Here is a 23,447-nt window from a genome sequence, read left to right as displayed (position 1 = left end):
TGATGGCGGGACTAGGCGGGACATGATGCAGGAAGAAGCGCGGGGGCAAGTTCTCCTGTACCAACGGGATGACGGTTCAGCGGGGGTCGAGGTCAAGCTGGAGGATCAGACTGTCTGGCTGACGCAGAAGCAGATCGCGGAGCTGTTTCAAACCACCCGCGAGAACGTGACCATGCACGCCCGAAACATCTTTGACGAGCGCGAACTCGATCCAACGGCAACTAGTAAGGAATTCTTACAAGTTCGTCAGGAGGGTGGCAGACAAGTCAAACGGCAGGTGCTCCACTACAACCTCGACTTCATCATCTCGGTGGGGTACAGAGTCAAGAGCAAAGTGGCCACCCAGTTTCGTATCTGGGCCACGCAGTGCCTCAAGGAGTACCTGGTACAGGGCTACTCACTCAATGAGCAGCGACTGATCAGCGACTGATCGGCACCACTTTGCTCATGCTGTCCTCATGATTGAGGGGGCACCATCCGCGAGTGCGCATTCTTGCGGCTGCTGAGTCAATCAGGAGCCGCAAAAATACGCACTCATGGCAGGCAAGAGCGGCAGGGTGGCTATCCAGTTGGCTGCCCGCCAGCTACTCGGTGGATGCGCGCGGGGCTCGGCGTGGTGGCGGTGGGGGAACCGGCTTGGCCAGGTGGATGGCGGACCAGGGGATTTCCACGCGCCCGCGGCGGGTTTCCAGCACCAGAACATCCCCGGCATCAGCCACGGCTGTGCCGTCTGTATTCATGTCACCCGAATGAGCAGTGCCCTCCACCGCATGGGCAGAGGGTTGACGGGAGTCATGGCGGGCGTCGTCGTCGGGGTCCAGGGTTGGGTCAGGGCCAAGAATGGTGCCGATGGAGTCCGTGAAGCGCTTGCCGGAGGCATCACCGGAAGGAAGCGCCCAGCGCACGGTGACCCGAGTTCCAAGTGGCAGGGAACGGAGGAGAGCGACGGCGGATCGGGGCGTGTTCACGCAATCACCGTAGCCGCATGTTTCCTAGATGACATTCCGTCTTGGGCCAATGGCACGACGCCGTAGGATGGTTCGGAACCGACCGTGAGAGAGGATCGCTGAGTTTCATGACCTACGTGATCGCCCAGCCTTGTGTTGATGTCAAGGACAAGGCGTGTGTGGAAGAGTGCCCCGTCGATTGCATTTACGAGGGTGAACGTTCGCTCTACATCCACCCGGATGAGTGCGTGGATTGCGGCGCTTGCGAACCCGTCTGCCCGGTGGAGGCCATTTACTACGAGGATGACACCCCGGAGGAATGGGCGGAGTACTACAAGTTCAACGTCGAGTTCTTTGATGATCTGGGCTCTCCCGGTGGCGCCGCCAAGCTCGGCAACACCGGCAAGGACCACCCGGGAATCGCCGCTCTGCCCCCGCAGAACCAGGACTGATTGGTGACGGATTCGGCGCGCGCTTTCGGCCTGTCCCTACCCGAATACCCGTGGGAGGCCATGGCGCCTTATCGCGCCACGGCCCAGCAGCACCCGGGCGGTGTGGTGGACCTGTCCATCGGCACCCCGGTGGACCCCACGCCCCTGGTGGTCCAGGACGCTCTGGCGGCTGCCGCCGATGCCCCGGGTTACCCCACCACGCACGGCACGGCAGCTCTGCGGGAAGCCATTGTGCGGTGGTTTGAACGACGCCGCGGCGTACCTGGGCTTGACCCCGAGCAGGTGATGCCCACGGTGGGCTCCAAGGAGCTGGTGGCATGGCTGCCGTTGCTGCTGGGGCTGCGCGCCGGAGACGTGGTGGTTCGCCCCACCGTTGCCTATCCCACCTACGACATCGGTGCCCAGATTGCCGGTGCCGACCACGTTGCCGCGGATGATTTGGATGAGCTGGACGACGACGTTCGTGCCCGAGTCCGCCTGGTGTGGGTGAACTCCCCGGGCAATCCCACGGGCATTGTGCGTTCCACCGAGTCGTTGAAGAAACTGGTGGATCAAGCCCGCGCCCTGGGTGCCGTGGTGGCCTCCGATGAGTGCTACGCGGAACTGGGCTGGGGCGACTGGGACGTGGAAAACGGTGGCACACCGGTCCCCTCCGTGTTGGACCCAGCAGTCAGCGGGGGAGATTTTTCCCTCCTGTTGAGCGCATACTCCCTGTCCAAGCAGTCGAACCTGGCAGGCTACCGGGCAGCCTTCGTGGCCGGGGATGCCGCGCTGATGAAGGACCTGGTCAACTCGCGTAAACACGCAGGAATGATTGTCCCCGCACCGGTGCAAGCGGCCATGCAGGCCGCCCTCAACGACGACGCCCACGTGGTTGCCCAGAAAGCCCTCTATCGTGCTCGCCGCGAACAGTTGCTCCCGGCGATTGAGGCCTTTGGCTTGGAGGTGGAGCATTCGGAGGCTGGCCTCTATTTGTGGGCCAAGCCCTCTGACGGAGCCGATACCTGGCAGACCGTGGGACGTTTTGCGCAGCTGGGGATTGTGGTGGGTCCGGGTGTTTTCTACGGTGACGCCGGTGCCGGCCATGTCCGAGTTTCGCTGACGGGCACGGATGAACGTATCCACGCCGCCGTCGAACGGCTCCAAGGCGCCTGAGCGCACTGGCAAGCTCTTGCTGCCTGACTGTCCGGGTGCGCACAGGCTCTAGCACTCGTGACGGGAGCATGGAAATTGGCACGTTGCGGTCCCCACGGAGTAAATTGGGGGTCGAGCGATTTTGTGTCTTGGGACACGTACGTGGAATGCACACCGTTGTGCGCTCCATCTCTCGCACCACCGGCTCCCGCCTCACCGCGCGGGCGCGCCGGCATTACGCCAGACCCACCGGGTCAACGATCACGGACTACCACCGCGGAGGACATCCATGAGCGAGTCTGCAACCGACGCCAAAAACGTCCAGCTCAATTATGAGAACGGCAGCCTGGACCTGCCCGTTCTGGAAGCAGCCGAAGGCAACTACGGCTACGGCGTCAGTGCGCTGCTCAAAGAGACCGGCAACGTGGTCTACGACCCCGGCTTTGTCAACACCGCCAATGCCCGTTCGGCGATCACCTACATTGACGGCGCCAACGGCATCCTGCGCTATCGGGGTTACCCCATTGAGCAGCTGGCGGAGAAGTCCAACTTTGTGGAAGTGGCTTACTTGCTGATCTACGGCGAGCTGCCCACCCCGGAGCAGTACCAGGACTTTGAGCACCGCATCACCACGCACACCATGGTCCATGAAGACCTCAAAATGTTCTTCAACGGATTCCCGCGCTCGGCGCACCCCATGCCCGTGCTTTCCTCCGCGGTCTCGGCTCTGTCCACGTTCTACGCGGATTCCTTGGATCCTCACGATCCCGAGCAGATTGAAATTTCCACCATTCGCTTGCTGGCCAAGGTGCCCACCCTGGCTGCCTACGCCTTCAAGAAGTCCGTGGGCGAACCCATGCTTTACCCCCACAATGAGTTGAATTATGCGGAGAACTTCCTGCGCATGTGCTTTGGCGTTCCGGCCGCCAACTATCAAGTGGACCCGGACATGGCCAAGGTTTTGGACGTCTTGCTCATGCTGCACGCGGATCATGAGCAGAACTGCTCCACGTCCACCGTGCGTTTGGTGGGCTCATCTGAAGCCAACATCTTTGCCTCGGTCTCCGCGGGCATCAATGCCCTGTACGGCCCGCTGCACGGTGGCGCCAATGAGGCTGTGCTGAAGATGCTGGGCCAGATTCAGAACGAGGGCATGGACCCGGACACGTTCATGGAGAAGGTCAAGAACAAGGAAGACGGCGTCAAGCTCATGGGCTTTGGTCACCGCGTCTACAAGAGCTACGACCCCCGCGCCCAGATCATCAAGGGCTACGCTCACGACATCCTGGAGAAGCTGGGCGGCAACAACGAGATGCTGGACATCGCCATGAAGCTGGAAGAGAAGGCTCTGGCCGATGACTACTTTGTGGAGCGCAAGCTCTACCCGAACGTGGACTTCTACACGGGCCTGATCTACAAGGCCATGGGCTTCCCGGAGCGCATGTTCACCGTGCTGTTCGCCATCGGTCGCCTGCCGGGCTGGATTGCCCAGTGGCGGGAGATGATTCAGGACCCGGAGACCAAGATCGGCCGTCCGCGTCAGCTCTACGTGGGTGAAGGCGAGCGCCCCTACCCGCAGCGCTGAGGCTCAACTTTCGTAACGACGACGCCGGGGGGCACCTTCCGTACGGAAGGTGCCCCCCGGCGTCGTCGTACCGACTGCTGATCAGTGAGTTGTGCCGCTCATCAAAGCTGATGGGCGGCACAACTCACTGATCGGCGCAGGGTCGGGAACGGCTCAGCCGGCGTAACCGTTGGGGTTGTTCTTCTGCCAGTTCCAGTGGTCGCGGCACATTGTGTCCATGTCACGATCAGCAGACCAGCCCAGGTCCGCCAGGGCTGCGGAGGCATCCGCGTAGGTGGTGGCAGCATCCCCGGGGCGGCGATCCACCACCTCGTAGGGGATTTCCACGCCGGAGGCCTTCTCGAAAGCATCCCGGACCTCCAGCACGGAGTAACCGTGGCCCGTACCCAGGTTCCAGATTTTCAATCCGCCGTTGGCGGCCAGCCAATTCACGGCGCGCACGTGACCGTCGGCAAGGTCCACCACGTGAATGTAGTCACGCACGCCCGTGCCATCGGCAGTGGGGTAGTCCCCACCGAATACCCGCAGCTTCTCCCGGCGTCCCACGGCAACCTGGGCCACAAACGGCATCAGGTTGTTGGGAATGCCCGTGGGGTCCTCCCCAATGCGCCCCGATTCGTGGGCACCCACCGGGTTGAAGTAGCGCAGCAGGGCCACGTTCCAGCGGTAATCGGCTGCAGCAAGATCCGTGAGAATGTCCTCGATCTGCTCCTTGGTGCGCCCGTAGGGGTTGGTGGCGTCCTTTTCCACCTTCTCCGTCAGCGGCATGGTGTCCACCTCTCCGTAGACGGTGGCGGAGGAGGAGAACACGATGGTCCGGCAGTCGTTCTCCTCCATGGCATGCAGCAGATTCAGGGTGCCGCCCACGTTGTTGGAGTAGTACCACAGGGGTTTTTCCGCTGATTCGCCCACGGCTTTGAGCCCCGCAAAGTGGATCACGGCCTCCGGCTTCCAGGTCTGGAACACCCGATTGAGTTCGGGAACATCCAGCAGGTCCACCTGCTCAAATCCTTCAATGGGCCGCCCCGCCAACTCCTCCACGCGGGTCAAGGACTCACGGGAGGAGTTGGCAAGATTGTCCAGCACAACGACGTCGTGCCCGGCCTCCAACAAGGACAGGACGGTGTGTGAGCCGATATAACCGGAGCCACCGGTCACCAAGATGCGCATGGAATGCCTTTCTGTTGTGGGTCTGGCCTCCGCGATCCCGGCGGTGGCCAACGGCGAACCGCTCAGTTCTTGTGCAGAGCCTCGTTGAGCTCCACGGTGTGTCCGGCCCGGGGCAGAGCTTCCACCGCACCGGACAAGGAGTTGCGGCGGAACAGCAGGTTGGGCACACCTGACAGGTCCACGGCCTTGACCACGTGCGGTTCTCCACCGTTGCTGAGCACGTTGACCCGGGTTCCCGCGGTCACGTACAGGCCGGCTTCCACCACGCAGTCATCGCCCAGTGAGATGCCCACACCAGCGTTGGCGCCCAGCAGCACGCGCTCACCGAGCTGGATGCGCTGCTTACCGCCGCCGGAGAGAGTGCCCATGATGGAGGCACCGCCGCCAACATCCGTGTGATCGCCAATGACCACTCCGGCAGAAATTCGGCCCTCCACCATGGCGGTACCCAAGGTTCCCGCGTTGAAGTTCACAAAGCCTTCGTGCATGACCGTGGTGCCTTCGGCCAGGTGGGCACCCAAACGGATTCGATCCGCATTGCCAATGCGCACACCCGTGGGCACCACGTAATCCACCATGCGCGGGAACTTGTCCACGGAGAGCACCGTGACATTGCCCGTGGAGCGCATCCGCAGCAGCGCAAACTGCAGTTCTTCCGCCAGCACCGGCCCGCGCGAGGTCCACGCCACATTGGCCAACAGGCCAAAAATGCCGTCCAGGTTCAAAGTGTTGGGCTGCACCAGTCGGTGGGAGAGCAGGTGCAGGCGCAGGTAGGCATCTGCGGCATCCACAGGAGCGGCATCAAGATCAATCACGCGCTCCACAAGTTCGGCCGTCACATTGCGCTCGGCATCCGGAACAGCAGCTCCGCGCAGGTCAGCGTCCAAGGAGGTATCTGGCTCCTGGGCCAGCACGGGGTTGGGGTACCACACGTCCAAAATGGTGCCGGCCTTGGGGCCATCGGCCACCACGGAGGCCACCCCGAGTCCGGCGGCGTAACGGGGGGTGTCAGAGTGAATGGAAGTCATGGGTCCATCCTACGGATCGCGCGCCGCTAGGGTGGTTGGATGACGAACCCTCACGCGGACCCACAAGCGCCCACACCGCGCCACCTGGACTTGACGGCTGACCCGGCGGAACTCACGGCCACCGTGATTGACATGGAGTCCGTCTCCGGCCACGAAACTGCCTTGGCAGACGCTGTTGAGACCGCCCTGCGTGAGTATTCTCACCTGAGCGTTCACCGCGACGGCGACGCCGTGGTCGCCCGCACGGAGCTCGGCCGATCCGAGCGGGTGGTGCTGGCCGGTCACCTGGACACCGTCCCGTTACCCAGCGTGGCGGGATCAAGGGGGACCGTGCCGTCGTCGTGGTCCGGTGATGCCAGCGACGACGCCAGTGTGCTCTACGGGCGTGGGGCAACCGACATGAAGGGTGGGGTGGCCGTTCAATTGACGCTCGCGGCGGCGCTGACCCAACCGAACAGGGACATCACCTACGTGTTTTACGACCACGAGGAAGTGGCTTCCGAAAAATCCGGGCTGGGGCGCCTGTACCGCAACTGCCCCGATCTCCTGGAGGCAGATTTTGCGGTCCTGCTGGAGCCCACCAACGGCACGGTGGAGGGTGGCTGCAACGGGACCTTGCGTTTCACCATCAGCCCCAGGGGGTTGGCTGCGCATTCCGGGAGGGCTTGGCGGGGGGAGAACGCCATCCACAAACTGGCTGATGTGCTCAGCACCCTGGCCGCTTATGAGCCCGCCGCAGTGGAGGTGGAGGGGCTGGTGTACCGGGAAGGACTCAACGCCATTCGGATCAGCGGGGGAGTGGCGGGCAATGTGATTCCGGATGCCGCATGTGTGGAGGTCAACTATCGCTTTGCCCCGGACAAGTCGCTGGAGGATGCTCTACAGCACTGCCGTGACTTGTTCCCGGGGCATGATCTTGAGTTCGTGGATCTGTCCCCGGCCGCTCGCCCTGGGCTGGACCGCCCGGCAGCAGCGGCATTCGTGGCTGCAGTAGGTCAGGAGCCAAAGCCCAAGTACGGGTGGACAGATGTGGCGCGGTTTTCCGAACGGGGTGTCCCGGCCGTGAACTTTGGGCCGGGCGACCCACTACTGGCCCATACCGACGACGAACACGTCACCGCTGGGGAAATTCGTGCGTGCTACGCAGCGCTGGAGACGTGGTTGAGCGCCTGAGAACTTGGAGCGGAGAAAGCCGTGCGCAGTTTGATACCCCATCAGAGCTGATGGGGTATCAAACTGCGCACGGCTTGGAGTCGGACGGAACTACTTGGCCGGTGCGGGAGCTGCCGGCGCGGGGGCTGCCGTGGGCTTGGTCTTCCCGGAGGTCCGATAGCTCAGGAATCCGGAGAGCCACTGTGCCAGTGAGGTCAGGGCAAAGTTGATGACCACAAAGATCACGGCTGCCATGAGAAGGGTCTGCAAGATGTTGCCGTCACCCGAGCCCAGGCGGCGGGCGGAAGCCAGCAACTCTGGATAGGTGATGATGTAGCCCAACGCGGTGTCCTTCAAAATCACCACGAACTGGCTCACCAGGGACGGCAGCATGGCAGTCAACGCCTGCGGCAGCAAAATGGCCCGCAAGGTCTGGGACTCGGTCAGACCCACCACCAGGCCGGCTTCACGTTGTCCGCGCGGCAAGCTGTGCACACCCGAGCGGATCAACTCGGCGATCACCGAACCGTTGTAGAGCATCAGGGCCAGCACCACGGCCCAAAACGGAGTTTCCGACGGCTGGATCAACCCGGTGCGTCCGATGCCCAGGTAGAAAAAGATCATCATGACCAGCACCGGCACGGCGCGGAAAAACTCCACCACCACGGTGGACACGGCCCGGATGACAGCCACTTGGGAGAGGCGACCCAACCCAAAGATCACGCCGAACACAATGGAGAGGACCACGGCCAGCCCTGCAGCACGCAGAGTGGCCACAATGCCTGGAATGAAAAAGTTGTTCCAGGACCGGGCTGTGAAGAGCTGTGTCCACTTGGAGGGTTCCAACTGACCACGCTCACCCAGCTGCGCCAGCACATACCAGGCAACAGCCACCACGATCAGGGCACCAACAATGTTGAGCCCCAGCGTGATGGCACGCCCGCGGGGACCTTGGACGTCAAAGAGAACGTTTTGTGCCTTGGAGGACATCAGCGCACCACCGCAAACTTTCGGGAGGCCCAGGTGGTCAGCAGACCCACCGGGACCACGATCAGAACGAAACCAACGGCCACGGTCAAGAAGATGGCAATGATCACGTCCGGGCGGAACTCGATCATGGACTTCATCAGGGCGGATATCTCAGTCACGGAAGCCGCTGCCGCCACCGTGGTGTTCTTGGTCAAAGCGATCAGCGTGTTGCCCAACGGCGTGATGGCTCCGCGCAGGGCTTGCGGGAAAATGATCAAGCGGGCCGCGGGCAGAAAGCCCAGGCCAATGGCGCGCGCGGCTTCAGCTTGACCCACCGGGACGGTGTTCACCCCGGAGCGGATGGCTTCACACACGAACGCCGCGTGATAAACAGCCAGACCGACCACCGCGTAGCGGAAGAAGTTGACGTTGAAATCTGAGCTGAGGTTGAACTGCAGCTGCGACCACACGCCCAACACCAGAAACACCAGAATGATGGTCAACGGAGTATTCCGAATGACGTTGACGTAGGCGGCACCGAGCCACCGCATGGACGCGATGGGGGATACGCGCATCAGGGCGAGCACGGTGCCCAGCAGCATGGAGCCGATGGCTGCAAAAAAGGTCAGTTGGATATTGACCCAGAAGGCGGCGGCGACGTCGAACTGCTCGAACAGACTCGCAAAGTCGGCGAAATAGCTATTCACTGTGCCTCTTAGCGAAGTGGAAGGGTTGACTCATGGACGGGGGTGACTGGGATTCAGCGACTACATGGATTCAGTGACGCGGTGCCGACTGCAATGCATTGCAACCCGGCACCGCGTCAGTGAGCAGCGCTCTGTACTCGACCGGTGTCATCCGCGGTGGGTACGTATGCGGATGACACCAGCCGGAGCCACAGGTCAGGAGCAGGTCTCATCCGGAGTGGGCGGGTTCCAGTCGGTGTTGTAGTGATAGTCCGCACCTTCGGTGTTGCTGGTCACGGCCTCTTCCCAGGCGCCATCGTCAATCATCTTCTCAATGGCGGTGTTGATGTCTCCACACTGGTCCGAGCCCTTGGGTAGGCCCACGCCGTACTTCTCCTCGGAGAAGGTGTTGCCGACCACGCGGAACTGGCCCTGGTTGGCGGGTGTGGAAGCCAAGCCGGCCAGGATGATGTCATCCGTGGTCACAGCATCCACACCGCCGGAGCCCAGCATGGTCACGCAGTCCGCGTAGCCGCTTTGCTCCACCAGGTTCACGCCGGGCACCTCTTCACGCACGTTCTCCGCGGAGGTGGAGCCGGTCACCGAGCACAGGTTCTTGCCGTCAAGGTCCTCGGGGCCTTGGATGGAGTCGTCGTCGGCGCGGACCAACAGGTCCTGACCGGCCACAAAATACGGTCCGGCAAAGTCCACGGTCTCTTTACGGGCATCCGTGATGGAGTAGGTGGCAAAAATCATGTCCACCTGGTTGTTCTGCAGCATGTTTTCGCGGTTGGCCGATGGTGCTTCAACCCACTCGATCTGGTCTTCCGAGTAGCCCAGTTCATTGGCCACGTACTTGGCCACATCGACGTCGAAGCCTGTGTAGTCGCCGCCGTCGGCGTAGCCCAGACCGGGCTGGTCGTACTTGATGCCGATGCGCACGGTGTCGCCGTCGCCACTGCTGTCACTGGAACTCCCGCCACAGGCGGACAGGGTCAGGGCGGCTGCTGCGCTGAGAGCCACGGCGCTGTAGATCTTCTTGCTGCGGTGCATTGATTTCTCCCGTTGTATTAGAGGGTGCGTTGCGGAAAGGGGTCAGTGGTCTCAGTGATTGAGGATCTTGCTGAGGAAGTCTTTGGCGCGATCCGACTCCGGGCTGGAGAAGAACTCTTCCGGGGTGTTCTGCTCCACGATCTGGCCATCTGCCATGAACACCACACGGTCTGCGGCGCGGCGGGCAAAGCCCATCTCATGGGTGACCACAATCATGGTCATGCCTTGTTTTGCCAGGTCAGCCATGGTGTCCAGCACCTCGTTGATCATCTCCGGGTCCAGTGCGGAGGTGGGTTCGTCAAAGAGCATGACCTTGGGACTCATGGCCAACGCTCGGGCGATGGCCACGCGCTGCTGCTGACCGCCGGAGAGCTGAGCGGGGAGCTTTTCGGCTTGGTTGTCCACCCCCACGCGCTTGAGAAGTTCCATGGCGCGTTCCTTGGCCTGGGCTGAGGATTTGCCCCGGACCTTCATGGGGCCAAGCGTCACGTTCTGCAGCACGGACTTGTGTGCGAACAAGTTGAAGGACTGGAAGACCATTCCCACATCTGCACGCAACTTGGCCAGTTCCTTGCCCTCCTGGGGCAGTGGTTTGCCGTCAATGGTGATGACGCCTTCGTCAATGGTTTCCAGGCGATTGATGGTGCGGCACAGCGTGGATTTTCCGGAACCGGAGGGGCCGATGACCACCACCACCTCACCGCGCTTGACGTCCAAATTGATGTCACGCAGCACGTGCAAGCTGCCGTAATGCTTGTTGACGTTGGCAATGTGCACCAGGACTTCGCCCGTCTGGGTGGCGATGGGGCTGGTTGGCGGACTGACAGACTGGTTGGGCATGTGAAGAACATAGTGGAGAAAGTCACATTGTGAGGACCAACACGTTACTTTGGGGTAAAAAAGCTGCGGATTTGGTCATCAGGCTTCCAATCGCGGCCGCCACATGTACTTCACGTACGCGCGCATGAGGGGTACCCATCCTGTAGCCCGCTACCGTGGGACCATGACGTCACCTTCCTCCCACAGTGCTGCAGACGGCAAACCATTCCGCCACAAAGGCCCCATCCTGCTGCGCGGGCGTGAGTTGCAGCGCAGTACCTCCGATCAACGATTCCTGGAGCCAGAGGTGGTGGCGGGGCGCGAACCCGGTGACTTCACCCGGACCGACCCCTGGCGGGTGCTGCGCATCCAGAGCGAATTCGTGGACGGTTTTGACACCCTGGCCAGGCTGGGCCCCGCCATTTCCGTGTTCGGGTCAGCTCGCACAGCGCCGGATTCACCCGAGTACGCCTTGGGCCGTGAAGTGGGTCAGGCGCTTGGAGAAGCTGGGTACGCGGTGATCACCGGTGGTGGCCCGGGCATCATGGAAGCGGCCAACCGGGGTGCTCATGAGGTGGGGGCAACCTCCGTGGGCCTGGGCATTGAGCTCCCGCACGAACAAGGTCTGAACCAGTACATAGACCTGGGCATCAACTTCCGATACTTCTTTGTCCGCAAGACCATGTTCGCCAAGTACTCCCAAGGCTTCATTGTGCTGCCCGGTGGTTTTGGCACGCTGGACGAGTTGTTTGAATCTCTGACGTTGGTGCAGACCAGCAAGATGACCCGGTTCCCCGTGGTGCTCATGGGGAAAGCCTTTTGGGCTCCGTTGCTGGAATGGATTGAGGAGACTTTGGTCCGTGAAGGCATGATCTCCCCGGCTGACACGGACCTGCTGTGCGTCACGGACTCCGCCCAGGAGGCGGTGGCCGTGATGAGTGAAGCGCATGAACGCCGCTCCGAACAGCAGCGTGATGCCGCCGGCCACGGCGATCTTGGCGAGTTCGGCAACCCCAACGACCACACTGCATCCGCGGAAGATCGGGAAGGTTCGGCTCGGTGAACTTGGTGGCACCCACGCGGGTGCACCGTGGGTTGGCGCAACACACCATCCGGGCAGGTGATGCCCTGAGCCGGGCTCCTTGGTGGGTCCAGGCTCTGCTGGTGTGGTTGGCTTCAAGATTGTGGGCCGGGGTGATCTTTGCCGTCGTCGATCGCCAGGCGCCCACGGGCCCGTGGGGGCCAACGCCCCTGGGGTACTTCAACTTCATGACCATCTGGGACGGGCAGTGGTACCAGAGCGTTCACGACGCCGGATACCCTGCCGAGTTGCCGCGCGATGCCGCGGGAACGGTGCAGCCCAACGCCTGGGCGTTTTTCCCGGTGTTTCCCCTGCTGGTGCGTGGCATCACGGCCTTCACCGGTTTGCCGTGGGCGGTGACAGCTTCCACGGTGGCCTTGTTGGCCGGTTTTGGTGCGGCTGTACTGATCCTCAAATTGTTCCGCGACATTCTGCCGAACGGTGCTGCGTTGTGGGCTTTGGCCGTTGTGGCTTTTGGCCCGGCATCGCCTGTTTTCCAGACTGCCTACGCGGAGTCCTTGCACCTTGCCATGTTGGCCGGTGTGCTGCTGCTTGTCCTGCGTGGGCAGGTGTTGTGGTCGGTCGGTTTGATTTTGCTGATGTGTTTGACCCGCCCGGCAGGGGTTCCGTTTGCTGCGGCGCTGGGACTGACCTGGCTGATCCACGCCGTGGGCCACCTCGGCAGGGCTCGCGCGGCAGGCACTTTGCAGGTGGGTACGGTTCCGGCGGTTTTCAACAAGTGGTTCTGGCTGGCCGTGTGGGCGTGCGTGTGCGCCATGCTCTGGCCAGCTTTTGCCTGGGCCGTGACCGGGGAAATAGGAGCGTACACAGACACCGAAACCGCGTGGCGGGGATCTTCCCTGCTGGTTTTTGAACCTTGGTTGGCCCTTGGCAACAGGTTTTTTGGACCGGCCTTGGGCTGGTTGGCCGTGCTGGTGGTGATCGTCGTGTTCTTTCTGCTGATCACCACGCGGGTGGTGCGCCAGACACTGCCCTTGGTGGTGTGGATGTGGGTGGCCTGTTATGCCGTCTACTTGCTGGCTTTCCTGCACCCGCAGTCATCCACTTTCCGCATGCTCATTCCACTGTTTGTTCTGGCTGCACCGCTGGTGGCGGCCAGTCCGTCACGTTCCTACCGAATCACTTTGGTTGTGGTGGGCGCGCTGTTTCAAATTGTGTGGATCGGATACCTGTGGCAGTGGTCGCCGCTACCGGGTGGGGGCGACTGGCCCCCGTGATCCGTGCCTGTCAACGGCAACTGCCATCAGTCACGGACGCAAAGGCGGTCATGCCGTCCGGTAAGATGGGCCTGAACCGCACGTCGATGACAGGAGAACAAGCAATGGCGGCTATGAAGCCCAGGACTGGCGACGGTCCCATGGAGGTCACCAAGGAAGGCCGCAGCCTGATCATGCGCGTGCCCCTGGAAGGCGGCGGTCGCCTGGTTGTTGAACTGAAGGCCAATGAAGCTGCTGAACTCAAGGAGTGCCTGGAAGGCGTCACCTCCTGAGTACCTTTCACTGCGTAGGACCGTGAGCAGCACGGCGCCGTCGCCACGCTGCTGACACCGTTGAGCCCTCCACCTTCCCGGGTGGAGGGCTCAATTCATGCCCGACACCTCAGCGGGGGCATCAGGACGGGAACAGACGACGACGGCGCCCAGGTTGCCGGGGGCGTTGGGCCACCGGGTGGAACTACTTTTTGACGGCCACCAGCAAGCCGGAGCCAGCGGTCAGAATGGCGGAGAAGAACCGTTCATCCTCCCGGAACAGCCGGTGGATTTCGCGGTGGATTCGGGTGGCGTCCTCACGGATCACCGGATCAGGGACCTTGTCCTGGTCCAAGGTGTCTTGCACCACCAGGCTCCCGCCGGGGCGCAACATCCGGCAGGCTTCATCAACGTAGAGCAAGGTGTTTGCGGCGTCGGCATCCAGGAACACCATGTCATAAGCGCCCGTGGTCAATCGCGGAAGGACCAGGGAAGCTCGGCCGGAGATGGTGCGGATTCGGCTACCGAGCATTCCGGCCTCCCGGAAGGTGTCCCTGGCGGCGCGCAAAGCTCGAACATCCGTGTCAATGGTGGTCAGCACGGAACCCTGGGGCAGCCCCCGTAAAATGGCGGTTCCGGACACCCCGGTTCCCGTTCCCACCTCAACCACGGAACGCGGACGTGCAGCGGCGGTGAGGACAGTCAGAGCGGCAGCCACTCCCGGAGTGACGGGGCGTAGGCCCAAGGTGGTGGAGCGCTCGCGGGCGCGCAAGAGAACTTCATCCTCCCGAGGATAAGCCTCGGCATAGGACCAGCTGGTGGTCTTGCCCCGGCCCATAAAACACCTCTCGGTTGACGGATTCTTGCTGCTCTTCATGGTGTGCCCTGAGCATCCTACTGCGCGGCAGGGCCGAACGCCTCCGAACGCTCTCCACCGGGCGGTAACAGGCTGGGGATGGGCAACTGCCACGCGCCTCCGAGGCAGTTGCCAGCCGGCACCGGGCACTTTTGGGCGGACTGCTGGGGGATCATCAGGCGTCGTTCAGGTTCTGCGGTGACCATGAAAAGGTCCCTGTTGTTCCGTCTGCCATTGACCGCAGACACCGCCTCTGGATTGAAGGAACGTGCACAAGGTTTTCTGGCCCCAACGGATTGTGGTGACCTCCCTTGCGGTCTCCATATTCCTGGTGGTGGGTGTGGCCTTGTCCGGTTGGTATGTGGGCTCACGCGGAGCCACCACCACAAGTGGGTCGCCCACTGTCTCCGGTGCCAGCTGGATGGGATCGCAAGGATTGGTGCATACCCAAAGTTCGGATGTGGACACGTTGCGCGCTGAAGGCTGGACGTTGCCACTTGTTGGTCTCAGCGGGTACAGCACCCAGTCCCTTCGCCAGACAACGGTGGCGGGGCAGCCCGCCGTCGTCGTGGTGGTGGAGTACAACCGTTCCCGGCAGATCACCGTGGTGGAACAGCGGGGGGAAATCGACTCCGATCATCCGGTGGTCGGGGACACCAATTTGCCCGCCAGTGCCGTGGGGCTGGAGCCCACCACCATTGCCGGGGCCACGGTGTGGACCAGTGACGGTACCCCGTGGCGGGCCATGATCGTGCACGACGACGTTGTCTACACCCTGGTTTCGGATACGGCACCTCCTCGGATGGTCAATCTGCTCCAACAGGTGGAAGCGGGACATAGCGCCATTTTGGACCAACCCAAGCAAGCGGACCACGGAACCCTGGAGACCATAGCGCTGGGGTGGCGGCGCATCCTGGGATTGCAGTGAGATCTCACAGCTACCTCCACGTCCGACTGCTAATCTCTTAGCCGTGTTCGGTATCAGTGGTGCAGAAGCGATCGTCCTGATTGTGGTGGCGCTGCTTGTGATCGGTCCGGAACGCCTGCCCGAATATGCGCAGAAGCTCAAGGACCTGGTCAAGGCAGCTCGCCGCTACGCAAGCGGCGCCAAAGATGATCTGCGTGAGACCCTGGGCCCGGAGGTCACGGACGTGGACTGGCGAAAGCTGGACCCGCGGCAATACGATCCCCGCACCATCGTGCGTGAAGCCCTGGCAGAAGTTGACCAGGAAGACGCGGATGAAAAGCGCCGCCGGGAACGCGACGAGCGTGAGGCCGCGCGGGAAGCCCGCAAAGCGGAACGCGCCGTCGGCGGTTCCTCAGTCTCCACGCAGACGCAATCGCTGGTCCGTTTGGCTCCCGGACAGCGGGCACCTTTTGACTCGGAAGCCACCTGAGACTGTTTTCGGTTACCTCGGTTGCCCCGCCTGGCATGCCCCGGACGACGCTCAGCGTGGGGTGACGCCCAAAGATTTCCCGGACAGACCCCGGGGTCCATCAATCTGAGCTGCAATCTCCGTGAGAGCCGTGGCCGCAGGACTGTGCGGGTTGGACCAGACCACGGGCAAACCCTGATCCGCGGATTCGCGCAGTGCCACATCCAACGGAACGGAACCCAGCACGCTCACGGGACAACCCATGCGTTCGGTCAAAGACTGGGCAATCTGTTCCCCACCGCCGGAGCCGAAAAGCTCCAGGCGGGAGCCATCCGGCAGCACCATGGCAGTCATGTTCTCCACCACGCCGGCCACGGTCTGTTCCGTCATGGCGGCCAGCGTGCCGGCACGTTCGGCAATGCCTGTGGCAGCCTGCTGGGGGGTGGAGACCACCAGCACCCTGGACTGGGGCAACTTCTGGGCCACGGAGATGGCCACGTCACCGGTACCCGGGGGCAAGTCCAGTAGTAAATGATCCAGGTCCCCGAAGTGGACATCCGCCAAGAACTGTTCAATGGCTCGGTCCAAGAGGGGACCGCGCCACACCACGGGAGTTGCGGGATCGGTGAACATGCCGATGGAAATGACCTTGACGCTGCCGGGCACCCCCTGATCGGCCCGGGCGGCCTCCGGGACTTCCACCACGGCAGGCAGGATCATGTCATCCACCTTGGTGGGGCCGCGCTGGATGCCAAAAAGCCCAGGGATGGAGAACCCGTGAATATCTGCATCCACCACGCCCACGTGGCGCCCACGTGCGGCCAGGGCAGCGGCCACATTGGCGGTGACGGAGGATTTCCCCACGCCACCTTTACCGGAGGCTACGGCATGCACCCTTGTCAACGAGTTGGGATCAGCAAACGGAATGCTGCGGGTGTGGCCCAACCGCTCTTTGAGCTCCTGCCGCTGTTCCGGGGTCATCACCCCTAGCTCCACCACCACGCGGTGCACCCCGTCCACGGGCATCAGGGCACGGTGAAGATCCTGCTCAATCGTTGAGCGCAGGGGGCAGCCGGAGATGGTCAGCAGTACCTCGATCACAGCGGTGCCATCCGGCTGCAAGGTGGCGCTGTGGACCATGCCCAGCTCCAAGAGTGGGCGTTTGAGTTCGGGATCCTGGACCGTGTTCAGGGCATCGTGCAGACGCGGGTCAACCTCCGGCTCCGGCAGGCCGGCCGGTTCCGGTACGCCATTATCTGGTTCTTGCGGAATGTCTGGGCTCACGCAGGGTCATTGCTCCCGGGCAGTTCACGGTGTGGGTCTTGGGGCTGGGACGTGGATTCCGCAGGGGATTCCAGGGGCGACACCACCGGAATCAGCCCCGTTGTCGTGGCCTTGGAATCACGGGACTCGCCAGCTCCCACCTTCTTCTTTTTCTTCTTCTTCATCGCAGCGGCGGTGTTGGCTGCGGGAGATTTTTTACCGGCGGGGGCGTCGTCGTCGTGATCTTGCCGGTCTTCCAGTAGTTCCTGGAGGAGGTCGCGCATTTCGGCGCGGACAAAGTCGCGGGTGGCAACATCGCGCACTGCCATGCGCAGGGAGGCAATTTCGCGGATCAGGTATTCGGTGTCCGCAAGGTTTTCCTCATCCCGCTTGCGGTCCTGTTCGGCGATCACGCGGTCACGATCATCCTGCCGGTTCTGGGCCAGCAGCAACAGCGGCGCGGCGTAGGAGGCCTGGAGGGAGAGCATCAAAGTCAGCAGGGTGTAGTTCAACGCGCGGGGGTCGAACTGAAGGTTCTCAGGCATAAACGTGTTCCACCCCAGCCACACCGCACAGAACAACGTCATGTAGAGCAGGAACTGGGGGGTACCCATGAAGCGGGCAAAGCCTTCGGTCATCTGGCCAAAGGAATCCGGGTTGGGCCGTAGGCGGTCCCACACTCCGTTGCGCAGGCCGGATGGGGTGTCCAGTCCGGGGGAACGGCGTTCGGTGTTCAATCGGCTCTCACTCATAGCGTCGTCCCACCTTTCGTACGGGAGTTCCATCGTCCCAGGTCCGCCAGTCATCCGGCAGTAGGTCATCCAGCACGTCATCAATGGTGACAGCGCCCACCAGGCGCCGGTTCTCGTTGATCACAGGAATGATGGTCAAGTCATAGGTGGCCAGCTCTTTGGCCACATCGGAGATGGGGGCCATGTCCCGCACCGGTTCAATGGAGGTGTCCAGCATGGTGCCCAAGGGTTCGGGAGGGGGCACCCGTAAGAGCTGCTGCATGTGCACCATGCCCAGGTAACGGCCCGTGGGCGTTTCCAGCGGCGGGCGGCACACAAAAACAGCGGCGGCCACGGCGGGGGAGACCTCCTCCTGCCGGATGGCGGCCAGAGCATCCGCCACCGTGGTCTCCGGGGAGAGGATGATGGGAACCGGGGTCATCATGGAACCCGCAGTGCCTTCGTCGTACTCCAACAGACGACGAACGTCCTCCGCTTCCTCCGGCTGCATCAACTGCAGGAGATCTTCCGCCTGGGCCTCCGGTAGCTCGTTGAGCAGGTCTGCGGCGTCATCCGGTTCCATGGCTTCCAAAACGTCCGCGGCGCGCTCCACGTCCAAGTTGGTCAGGATGTAGACCTGGTCATCTTCCGGTAGCTCCTGGAGCACATCAGCCAGTCTTTCGTCCTGCAGTTCTCCGGCGATCTCCATTTTGCGCTTGTGGGAGAGCTCATGGAGCTCTTCTGCCATGTCAGCGGGCTGATCCTCTTCGTGCGCCTGGACCCACTGTGTTGCCGCCTGGGGGCCCACACTGGCCAGGTCGCGGGCATCCTCCCAATCCACCACCAGGGTTTCTCCGGGACGACGCCGCATCAACCCACCCGTGGTGTTGGCGCGGCGGACAAACATTTCCGTGAGCTGCCAGTCCCCGGACCGTGCCTGCTCCATGGCCACGTCCACGATGGTGGCGGTGCCGGAGCCATCCAGCAGAGCCATGTGCTGATCGAACATTTCGCCGATCACCAGAGTTTCTTGGCCACGCTGCTGGAAGCGGCGCAGGTTCACCAGGCCCGTGCACACAATGCGCTTGGAATCCATGCTGGTCACACGCGTCATGGGGACAAACACTCGGCGCTTGCCGGGAACCTCCACCACCAGCCCCACCACAATGGGGCGCCGAACCTGCCCGCCGCGTTTGCCGCCCGGCGCTCGGCGAAGCACCACCACGTCACGCAATCGCCCCACACGGTCCCCGAGGGGGTCGAAGACGTCCAGACCGATCAACCGGCCGATGAAAATCTTGTCCAGGGAGCTGCTCACCGCACCAGCCTACTGGGCAGCACGGTTTGGTTCAGCCCACCGCGATGTATGCCCCGATCTCCATGCAGTACCCAGCCAGGGCGGTCATGATAGCCGCATGAGTTTTTTTGGTCAGCGCGCATCCACCTTGGCTCCCACCGGTCTGCCGGAGGGCCAGGCCATCGGCAGTTTCAGTCAGTACGCCGATGCTCAGAAAGTGGTGGACCACCTCTCTGATCAGCAGTTTGATGTGCAAACTGTCTCCATTGTGGGGCATGATCTGCGCTCCGTGGAGCGAGTGACCGGCCGCCTGAGCTATCCCCGGGTGGCACTGGCCTCCGCCACGCAAGGTGCCATGTTCGGCCTGTTCTTCGGCGTGATCTTGGCCATGTTCGGCGGTGGCGGATGGGGCATGTCCGTTCTGCTCACCGTGTTGTTGGGGGCAGCCTTCTGGGTGATCCTGGGGGTTGTGAGCTTTGCCGCTCAGCGTGGCCGCCGCGACTTCACCTCCGTGTCCACATTCGTGGCCTCTCGCTACGACGTCGTGGTGCGCGGTGACGTTGCGCCCGCCGCCCGGCAGGCCGTCCAGGGACTCAACCTCCCCGGATTGCAGCACGGCGCGGTGCAGCAAGGCTGGAACCAGCAGCAAGGGTGGAACGGGCAGCAAGGTCCGGTGCCAGGTGCCGCCCAGGGGCAGCGTCAACCGGGTCCGTACGGCCAGTACGGCCAAGCCGGTCAACCGGGTCGGGCACCCACTGGTGCTTCATCCAATGGGGCTGCTGCACCAGCCAATGGGGCCGTCGGCCAACAGCCTCCCCAGCCCGAGTCCCGGCCTGTCACCGCTCCGGGGGAGGAAGACCTCCCGGATGGGCGTCCGCGGTACGGGGTCCGCATTGAACCCGAGCAGCCGGCGGAGAGCTCCGCTGGTCAAGAGTCCGGACCCGCAGAACAGCAACCGGGGTCCACTCACTGAGCAGGTGCTGACAGTGGGTTATACGCCAAAATGTGTGTAAATCCCGGGTGTGTTATGGGCGCCAGCGTCCTGCCCAGTCGTGTTGGAAGCGGTTGCCGTCTTCGGGACTGAACCCGGTGTTGTAGAGCACTGGCCCGATCTGTTCCTCTCGTTGCGTGTGCTGTGGTCGTAGTGGGGTCCAGTGTTCTTCTCTGACAAGGTCCCAGGGGTCGTGGGGGTGTTCAGTGAGGCTGCGTTCGGGGTGATCTGAGCCGATGGGGCCCGGTGAGACCCGGGGTAGGTGCGGTAGCGGAAGAACTGATCCCACCGTGCCTTCCCAGCTTCCATAGACACCTAACCCTCGCAAGCCGTGCGCAGTTTGATACCCCATCAGCCCTGATGAGGTATCAAACTGCGCACGGCTTGCGGGTTAGCCACAGGGTATGCACCGGTAGCCGGTGGAACCAGCGATGGTGGTGCCGCTTTTGACCAGGGGGCGGGCGCATACACCACACGTGGGTCTGTTTCGTGGAAGGGACACCTGACATGCTCTCAAAACATGTCAAGGCTGGTGTTGCCCTACTACTGGTTGGGATCCAGGGGCCTGCGCTACACACTTTCTGGCGTATAACCCCTGACAGTCTGGTGATCTGGTAGCCCTGGTACTCAGATTTAGGCCCCGAGCCACAAATCACAGCTGGAACCGCAACTTGCGGTTCCAGCCATCAAGAGGCAAGACAACGGCAGCCGGGGTCACAACGTGACCCCGGCTGCCGTCCCCGTTCATCAGCCGTGCTGTTGAGCCATCCACGCTTCAACCTCACCCGGATCGCGGGGCAGCGCCGCGGAGAGGTTTTCATTGCCGTCGGCGGTGACCAGGACGTCGTCCTCAATGCGCACGCCAATGCCGCGGTATTCGGGGGGAACGGACAAGTCCTCTTCCTTGAAATAGAGTCCCGGTTCAATGGTGAACACCATGCCAGGCTCGATCACGGCATCTTGATACATCTCCCGCCGCGCCTGAGCACAGTCATGCACATCCAGGCCCAAGTGGTGGCTGGTCCCGTGGGGCATCCACCGGCGGTGATGCTGGCCTTCCGCGGACAGGGACACCTCCGGGGAGACCGGAAGCAGCCCCCACTCGGCCAAGCGATCAGCCAGGACTTTCATGGCGGCGTCGTGGACGTCCCGAAAACGGTTGCCGGGAACCGCAGCGGTGAAGGCCGCGTCGGCGGCATCCAGCACGGCTTGGTACACCTTGCGCTGCACAGGGGAGTAGCGGCCGTTGACCGGCAGAGTTCTGGTCACATCCGCCGTGTAGAGCGACTCAGCCTCCACGCCAGCGTCCACCAGGATCAGATCACCTTCCCGAACCACTCCCGTGTTCCGGGTCCAGTGCAGAACGGTGGCATTGTTGCCTGCAGCGGCAATGGTGTCGTAACCAAGATCGTTGCCCTCGGCGCGGGCCCGGGCAAAAAACGCCCCTTCCACCACGCGTTCCCCGCGGTTCCGACCGGTGGCTGCGGGCAAGGTGCGGGCTACATCCTCGAATCCCCGAATGGTCATGTTCACGGCTTCACGCAGCTGATCCACCTCGTGAGAATCCTTCACCAGGCGCAGTTCGGAGAGAGCTTCCAACAAGGTGGCATCTGCGCGATCCTCGGCATCGAGATTCACAGCGGCAGCCATACGGGCGGCCTCGACCACCTGGTCCACCGCTGCGTCCTGCCCTTTGAGCACCCGAACTCGAATCCCACCGGCACCGGGATCGCCCACGTTTTTGGAGACGGCAGCCTCCATCGCGGACAAATCCGCGGTGCGGATACCGTAGGCGCTACCAATTTCGCGCAGCGTGGGACGATCACCCACCCAGAACTGGCCGTTGCGGGTGTCCGCGTAAAACTCCTGAGTTTCCCGCCCTGCCATGGGATGGAAGTACAACGTGGCGGTGTGATGGGCGCCGTGGTCCCCGGAACCGTCCTCTACGGGCTCCAAGACCAGAACTGCGTGAGGTTCGTGGTCCACGCCCAACCCTGTGAGATGGGCAAAAGCGGAGTGCGGGCGGAAGCGATAATCGGTGTCATTGGAACGCACCTTGGGGGCGCCGGCCGGAATCACCAGACGTTCGCCCCGGAAGGCTTCAGAGACCCGGGTACGACGACGCGCCGCAAACGGCGCCACCGCCTCCTGCGGGAGGTCACGGTCCTCAACTTCCGCCCACTGCGCGGCCATGAACTGCTTGAAAGCCGTTGACTCCGGTGAACGTGTCCGGTTGTCTCCGCGATCAGCCATGGACTGATCTGCGGGAGAGGCCGGATGTTCGTTGGCTGCCCGGGTGGAGGCAGACTCCGGGTGGTTGCTCATGTGCTGGGGGCTCCGTTCAGATTCAGGTGCTAGGCGGATGCTCCCATGGTGTCACGGGAAGGCAAGCCCAGGCCCCGCGGTGATGGCGGCATGCCAGGATGGTGACATGAAGATTGACCTCCACACCCACTCCACCGTTTCGGACGGAACACAATCCCCGGCTGAGGTGATGGAGGCTGCGGCTTACGCAGGCTTGGACGTGGTGGCTCTGACGGATCACGACACCACCGCGGGCTGGGAGCAAGCTGCTGAAGCTGCTCAGGGCGTGGGCGTGTCACTGGTCAGAGGCACGGAGGTCTCCTGCCAGACCGAGCACGGCATCTCCGTTCACCTGCTTTCCTATCTGCAGGATCCGCAGCACGAGGGACTGCATGCAGTGATGGAGCGAGCCCGGAACTCTCGGCTCACGCGGGCGCAACGCATGACGGAACTCATGGGACGGGATTACCCGATCACCTGGGAGATGGTGCAACGCCAGGTAGCCGCTGGCGCCACCGTGGGACGCCCACACCTGGCAGATGCGCTGGTGGCTGCCGGGGTGGTGGCGGACCGGACAGAGGCCTTTGACACGGTGCTGCACCCGCGCTCTGGCTACTACGTTGGCCATTACGCACCCGATCCGGTGACCGCGGTGGAACTGGTCCGCGCCGCCGGTGGCGTGCCAGTCATGGCCCACCCCATGGCTTCCACCCGGGGGCGGGTGGTTGGTCAGGAGGTCTTTGACGCCATGATCCAGGCTGGTTTGGCGGGTCTGGAAATCGCCCACCGGGACAATCCGGAGGCAGCACGGGCACAACTGTCCCGCATGGCAGAGCAACACAATCTGATTGTCACGGGGTCATCGGATTACCACGGAGCAGGCAAACCCAACCGGCTGGGGGAGAACCTGACCTCCGTGCAGTCCTTGCGCAGGATTCAGGCGGAGTCCAGCGGCGTCACCCCGATCCTGTGGGCCGGCGACTGAACAGCGACTTGCACCGCCTACATCACCCGGCCGTGGCTTCATCAGTGACTTGTGCCGCCCACCAAGCCTGGTGGGCGGC

At 62.8% G+C, this 23,447-nt stretch carries 24 protein-coding genes; 12 read left to right on the top strand and 12 right to left on the bottom strand.

The features are described from left to right. Positions 1 to 22: 22 nt before the first annotated feature. The gene (locus Q4G32_RS00280; protein WP_303348390.1) at positions 23 to 430 is read left to right on the top strand and encodes a virulence RhuM family protein; all 408 of its coding nucleotides are present in this window, start codon (positions 23 to 25) and stop codon (positions 428 to 430) included. Between the two features lie 154 nt (positions 431 to 584). Here Q4G32_RS00280 and Q4G32_RS00275 read toward each other — a convergent pair whose 3' ends face one another. Further along, on the bottom strand, positions 585 to 968 hold the full coding sequence (locus Q4G32_RS00275) for a putative acetyltransferase (protein WP_303348389.1): 384 nt from the start codon (positions 966 to 968) through the stop codon (positions 585 to 587). Between the two features lie 107 nt (positions 969 to 1,075). Here Q4G32_RS00275 and fdxA point away from each other — a divergent pair, with 107 nt between their 5' ends. The 3 genes from fdxA to Q4G32_RS00260 all read left to right on the top strand — a co-directional run bounded on the left by fdxA (position 1,076) and on the right by Q4G32_RS00260 (position 4,118). Continuing rightward, positions 1,076 to 1,399 (top strand): ferredoxin, encoded by a 324-nt coding sequence (fdxA, locus tag Q4G32_RS00270; RefSeq protein ID WP_303348388.1) that lies wholly within the window; start codon positions 1,076 to 1,078, stop codon positions 1,397 to 1,399. Between the two features lie 3 nt (positions 1,400 to 1,402). Beyond that, positions 1,403 to 2,554, top strand: coding sequence for a succinyldiaminopimelate transaminase (gene dapC / locus Q4G32_RS00265; protein ID WP_303348387.1), 1,152 nt, complete (start codon positions 1,403 to 1,405; stop codon positions 2,552 to 2,554). A gap of 268 nt (positions 2,555 to 2,822) precedes the next feature. Next, entirely contained in the window at positions 2,823 to 4,118 is a 1,296-nt protein-coding gene (locus tag Q4G32_RS00260) for a citrate synthase (protein ID WP_303348386.1), read from the top strand. A 153-nt stretch (positions 4,119 to 4,271) separates the two neighbouring features. On the opposite strand, the gene galE is transcribed toward Q4G32_RS00260, so the two are convergent. Then, the gene (gene galE / locus Q4G32_RS00255) at positions 4,272 to 5,288 is read right to left on the bottom strand and encodes a UDP-glucose 4-epimerase GalE (protein WP_303348385.1); all 1,017 of its coding nucleotides are present in this window, start codon (positions 5,286 to 5,288) and stop codon (positions 4,272 to 4,274) included. A gap of 62 nt (positions 5,289 to 5,350) precedes the next feature. Continuing rightward, positions 5,351 to 6,316, bottom strand: coding sequence for a 2,3,4,5-tetrahydropyridine-2,6-dicarboxylate N-succinyltransferase (gene dapD / locus Q4G32_RS00250; RefSeq protein WP_303348384.1), 966 nt, complete (start codon positions 6,314 to 6,316; stop codon positions 5,351 to 5,353). Between the two features lie 39 nt (positions 6,317 to 6,355). On the opposite strand from dapD, the gene dapE reads away from it, so the two are divergent. Next, positions 6,356 to 7,489 (top strand): succinyl-diaminopimelate desuccinylase, encoded by a 1,134-nt coding sequence (gene dapE, locus Q4G32_RS00245; protein ID WP_303348383.1) that lies wholly within the window; start codon positions 6,356 to 6,358, stop codon positions 7,487 to 7,489. Positions 7,490 to 7,579: 90 nt separating this feature from the next. On the opposite strand, the gene Q4G32_RS00240 is transcribed toward dapE, so the two are convergent. From Q4G32_RS00240 to Q4G32_RS00225, 4 genes are all read right to left on the bottom strand, one after another. Further along, on the bottom strand, positions 7,580 to 8,458 hold the full coding sequence (locus tag Q4G32_RS00240; RefSeq protein ID WP_303348382.1) for an amino acid ABC transporter permease: 879 nt from the start codon (positions 8,456 to 8,458) through the stop codon (positions 7,580 to 7,582). Next, the gene (locus Q4G32_RS00235; RefSeq protein ID WP_303348381.1) at positions 8,458 to 9,144 is read right to left on the bottom strand and encodes an amino acid ABC transporter permease; all 687 of its coding nucleotides are present in this window, start codon (positions 9,142 to 9,144) and stop codon (positions 8,458 to 8,460) included. Before Q4G32_RS00235 ends, Q4G32_RS00240 begins: the two co-directional genes overlap by 1 nt. A gap of 195 nt (positions 9,145 to 9,339) precedes the next feature. After that, positions 9,340 to 10,176: a glutamate ABC transporter substrate-binding protein gene (locus tag Q4G32_RS00230; RefSeq protein ID WP_303348380.1), complete on the bottom strand. Its 837-nt coding sequence runs from the start codon at positions 10,174 to 10,176 to the stop codon at positions 9,340 to 9,342. A gap of 51 nt (positions 10,177 to 10,227) precedes the next feature. Beyond that, entirely contained in the window at positions 10,228 to 11,016 is a 789-nt protein-coding gene (locus tag Q4G32_RS00225) for an amino acid ABC transporter ATP-binding protein (RefSeq protein ID WP_303348379.1), read from the bottom strand. Between the two features lie 163 nt (positions 11,017 to 11,179). On the opposite strand from Q4G32_RS00225, the gene Q4G32_RS00220 reads away from it, so the two are divergent. From Q4G32_RS00220 to Q4G32_RS00210, 3 genes are all read left to right on the top strand, one after another. Further along, the gene (locus tag Q4G32_RS00220) at positions 11,180 to 12,058 is read left to right on the top strand and encodes a TIGR00730 family Rossman fold protein (RefSeq protein WP_303348378.1); all 879 of its coding nucleotides are present in this window, start codon (positions 11,180 to 11,182) and stop codon (positions 12,056 to 12,058) included. After that, entirely contained in the window at positions 12,055 to 13,314 is a 1,260-nt protein-coding gene (locus Q4G32_RS00215; protein WP_303348377.1) for a hypothetical protein, read from the top strand. The genes Q4G32_RS00220 and Q4G32_RS00215 overlap by 4 nt, the downstream gene beginning before the upstream one ends. A gap of 104 nt (positions 13,315 to 13,418) precedes the next feature. Then, positions 13,419 to 13,586 (top strand): DUF3117 domain-containing protein, encoded by a 168-nt coding sequence (locus tag Q4G32_RS00210; protein ID WP_303348376.1) that lies wholly within the window; start codon positions 13,419 to 13,421, stop codon positions 13,584 to 13,586. A 184-nt stretch (positions 13,587 to 13,770) separates the two neighbouring features. Here Q4G32_RS00210 and Q4G32_RS00205 read toward each other — a convergent pair whose 3' ends face one another. After that, the gene (locus Q4G32_RS00205; RefSeq protein ID WP_303348930.1) at positions 13,771 to 14,403 is read right to left on the bottom strand and encodes an O-methyltransferase; all 633 of its coding nucleotides are present in this window, start codon (positions 14,401 to 14,403) and stop codon (positions 13,771 to 13,773) included. Positions 14,404 to 14,689: 286 nt separating this feature from the next. On the opposite strand from Q4G32_RS00205, the gene Q4G32_RS00200 reads away from it, so the two are divergent. Next, entirely contained in the window at positions 14,690 to 15,349 is a 660-nt protein-coding gene (locus Q4G32_RS00200; protein WP_303348375.1) for a hypothetical protein, read from the top strand. Positions 15,350 to 15,392: 43 nt separating this feature from the next. After that, on the top strand, positions 15,393 to 15,818 hold the full coding sequence (locus tag Q4G32_RS00195) for a twin-arginine translocase TatA/TatE family subunit (protein WP_303348374.1): 426 nt from the start codon (positions 15,393 to 15,395) through the stop codon (positions 15,816 to 15,818). A 51-nt stretch (positions 15,819 to 15,869) separates the two neighbouring features. Here the strand turns inward: Q4G32_RS00195 and Q4G32_RS00190 are convergent, their stop codons facing one another. From Q4G32_RS00190 to Q4G32_RS00180, 3 genes are read right to left on the bottom strand one after another with little or no spacing between them, the layout of a single operon-like run. After that, positions 15,870 to 17,027: a P-loop NTPase gene (locus Q4G32_RS00190; protein WP_303348929.1), complete on the bottom strand. Its 1,158-nt coding sequence runs from the start codon at positions 17,025 to 17,027 to the stop codon at positions 15,870 to 15,872. Positions 17,028 to 17,077: 50 nt separating this feature from the next. Next, complete coding sequence (locus Q4G32_RS00185; RefSeq protein ID WP_303348373.1) at positions 17,078 to 17,812, bottom strand: DUF1003 domain-containing protein; 735 nt, start codon at positions 17,810 to 17,812, stop codon at positions 17,078 to 17,080. Then, a complete protein-coding gene (locus Q4G32_RS00180; protein ID WP_303348372.1) occupies positions 17,805 to 19,109 on the bottom strand; it encodes a magnesium transporter MgtE N-terminal domain-containing protein in 1,305 nt (434 codons plus the stop codon). Before Q4G32_RS00180 ends, Q4G32_RS00185 begins: the two co-directional genes overlap by 8 nt. Positions 19,110 to 19,206: 97 nt before the next feature. On the opposite strand from Q4G32_RS00180, the gene Q4G32_RS00175 reads away from it, so the two are divergent. Further along, on the top strand, positions 19,207 to 20,061 hold the full coding sequence (locus Q4G32_RS00175) for a general stress protein (RefSeq protein WP_303348371.1): 855 nt from the start codon (positions 19,207 to 19,209) through the stop codon (positions 20,059 to 20,061). Positions 20,062 to 20,826: 765 nt separating this feature from the next. Here the strand turns inward: Q4G32_RS00175 and Q4G32_RS00165 are convergent. Then, positions 20,827 to 22,404, bottom strand: coding sequence for an aminopeptidase P family protein (locus Q4G32_RS00165; protein ID WP_303348370.1), 1,578 nt, complete (start codon positions 22,402 to 22,404; stop codon positions 20,827 to 20,829). Between the two features lie 106 nt (positions 22,405 to 22,510). On the opposite strand from Q4G32_RS00165, the gene Q4G32_RS00160 reads away from it, so the two are divergent. Continuing rightward, positions 22,511 to 23,368, top strand: a complete 858-nt coding sequence (locus Q4G32_RS00160; protein ID WP_303348369.1) for a PHP domain-containing protein — start codon at positions 22,511 to 22,513, stop codon at positions 23,366 to 23,368. The last annotated feature ends 79 nt before the right edge of the window (positions 23,369 to 23,447 follow it).

Source organism: Kocuria sp., from assembly GCF_030538595.1.
Taxonomy (GTDB): Bacteria; Actinomycetota; Actinomycetes; order Actinomycetales; family Micrococcaceae; genus Kocuria.
Note: the sequence above shows the minus strand (reverse complement) of the source record. Positions and strands in the feature narration are given on the sequence as shown.